Origin of the sequence: Microbispora sp. ATCC PTA-5024, assembly GCF_000511135.2 — a bacterium.
GTDB lineage: Bacteria > Actinomycetota > Actinomycetes > Streptosporangiales > Streptosporangiaceae > Microbispora > Microbispora corallina.
This window is the reverse complement of the sequence record NZ_KI866527.1, coordinates 161034-163168: the sequence shown is the minus strand read 5'-3', so window position 1 is coordinate 163168 and position 2135 is coordinate 161034. Positions and strand designations below refer to the sequence as shown.

The window sequence follows — 2135 nt, the reverse complement described above, 5'->3', positions numbered from 1 at the left end:
GTCCGCCCGGACGTCCACGCCCGCGCCGTCCCCCGCCACCGCCCGGTCCCCGGCCGAATCCCCGGTCACCGGGTCGTCTCCGGCCGCGGCGTCCCCGGTCACCGGGTCGTCTCCGGCCGCGGCGTCCCCGGTCACCGGCTGGTCCCCGGCCGAGCCCGCCTTCGGCACGCCGCCCCGCCCCCTGCCTCGCGGCGTCTCCGCCGAACCCGACCCCGAGTCGTTCCCCAAGGCCCGTCCCGAGCCCGACGCCGGGCCGTCCGACGCCGCTCCAGCGGCGGCCCGCACGCCTGACGCCTCCCCGGCCGTGGAGCCCCCGGCTCCCGTGCCGCCCATCGGCACCGAGGCGCTGCGCCGCCTGCGGCGGCTGGCCGCCTCGGCCGAGTCACGGGTCCCGCCGCCCCCGGTGGACCACCCCCGACCCCGTGCCGTACGGCCGGAGGAGCCGCGTCCGTCCCTCGCCGACGGGGCGCGTGCCGAGGAGTCACACGCCGCCGAGGCGGTGCGCACGGAGGAGCCCCAGGCGCCGGCCGCCGAGCCGGCCGCGCCCGCTGTCGAAGAGGTGCGCGCGGACGAGCCGTCCGCCGGGGGCGACCGCGACCGTTCGGGCGAGGCCCTTGTCCCCGCACATGCCGAGCCCACTGAGCAGGGTGAGCCCGCCGAGGCGCACGACCGCGGCCGGGATGCGGATGCCTCCGAGGCCGGCCGGGACGGCGACCACAGGGCCGACTCCGCGGAGGAGGCGCACGAGCCCGGACGCGAGGCCGTTCACGCGGACGAGGAGCACGACAGCGGCGCCGGTGCCGAGCGGCCGGACGCGGGCGGCGTCGCCGGCGATCCGTGGCAGGCGGCCCGCGAGCTGCATCGGAAGGGCCGGCCGCCGCGGCCGGCCGGCGCGCAGTCTTCCACCCCGGAGCGGCGACCGGCTCCCCCGCAAGAGAGTTGGGGGAGCGGCGCGGACACGGCGGCTCCCGCCGGTGCCGGCATCGCCGCCCGAGGTACGACCCCCGGGGTCACGGGGATCACGGCGGGACCTGCGGCCGTCACGCCGTTCCCGGCGGACCGCTGGCGTGAGCGGCGCGAGACTATGACGCCGCAGGACGACCGGCCGCGGCGCGATCCGTTCGCCGGGCCCCGCCCGGGAGCGGGCGGCGTCTCGATCCGGGCGGTGCCCTCCGGCCCCCCGGCGGGCGGTCCCGCCGGCCCGGCCAGCCCCGCCGTCCCTCCGGTACCCAAGACGCCCGGCGAGGAGCACCCGCGGGTGCGCCGGGTGGAGTCGGTCGTGGGACGCGACCCCTCCGGCGGCTGGCGCCGGCTCGCCCAGGTCGTCGTGGGCGGCAGCCGTACGGACGGCATGGAGGTCGACGAGGCGCGCGCCCGCACTCCGCTCACCGCGAGCAGGCGGATCATGGTCCTCGGCTGCACCGGCGGCGCCGGGCAGACGACGACGGCGCTGATGCTGGGGCACACGCTCGCCCGCTACCGCGAGGACCGGGTGCTGGCGATCGACGCGAGCACCGGCGACGACACGCTGACGACGAGGATCGCCGCCGAGTCGCCGGAGACGCTGAGCTCGCTCCTCGAAGGCGTGGAGGACGTGACCGGCTACCTCGGCATGCGGGCGTACACGACGCGGTGCGAGTCGGGGCTCGAGGTCGTCGGCGCGGACACCGACGACGGGGCGGCCCAGCGGCTCGCGGACCGGTCGTCCCTGCCCGACTGGCGCAGGACGCTGACCGCGCTCGACCGGCACTACCGGCTCACCGTGATCGACCCGGCCGCCGCGCTGGCGGCCCGGCTGCTGCCGTACGCCGACCAGCTCGTCCTCGTGGCTCCGGCCAGTGAGGACGCCCCGGACGCGGTCGCGATGACATACGAGTGGCTGGACGGGCACGGCTGCTCCGACCTGCGGCGCAGGGCCGTGATGGTGATCAACGGGGTGAGCCGGCGCAGCCTGCCGGACGTGGAGCAGGCGGAGGCCGTGGCGAGCGGCCGGTGCCGGGCGATCGTGCGCGTCCCGTGGGAGGACGAGCTGGCCCCCGGGCGGCCCGGACCGGTCGACGTCAATCACCTCCGGGCCGGCGGCCGCAGGGCGTACGTTGCCCTTGCGGGAGTGATCGTGAGCGGCCTGGCGGCGA

General features: G+C 78.7%; 2 protein-coding genes. One reads left to right on the top strand and one right to left on the bottom strand.

Translation table 11 applies throughout. The features are described 5' to 3' along the window. Positions 1-481: 481 nt before the first annotated feature. Positions 482-862 carry a hypothetical protein gene (locus MPTA5024_RS44070; RefSeq protein ID WP_036332303.1) on the bottom strand — a complete coding sequence of 127 codons (381 nt, stop codon included), beginning with the start codon at positions 860-862 and terminating at the stop codon, positions 482-484. A gap of 222 nt (positions 863-1084) precedes the next feature. On the opposite strand from MPTA5024_RS44070, the gene MPTA5024_RS44065 reads away from it, so the two are divergent. Further along, positions 1085-2135 (top strand): MinD/ParA family ATP-binding protein (locus tag MPTA5024_RS44065; protein WP_036332302.1); only part of this gene is annotated, 1051 nt, incomplete at its 3' end.

Bases quoted from the DNA above. Each gene is read 5' to 3' on its own strand.
- MPTA5024_RS44070 (WP_036332303.1), bottom strand. From the start codon at position 862: ATGCAGCTCGCGGGCCGCCTGCCACGGATCGCCGGCGACGCCGCCCGC.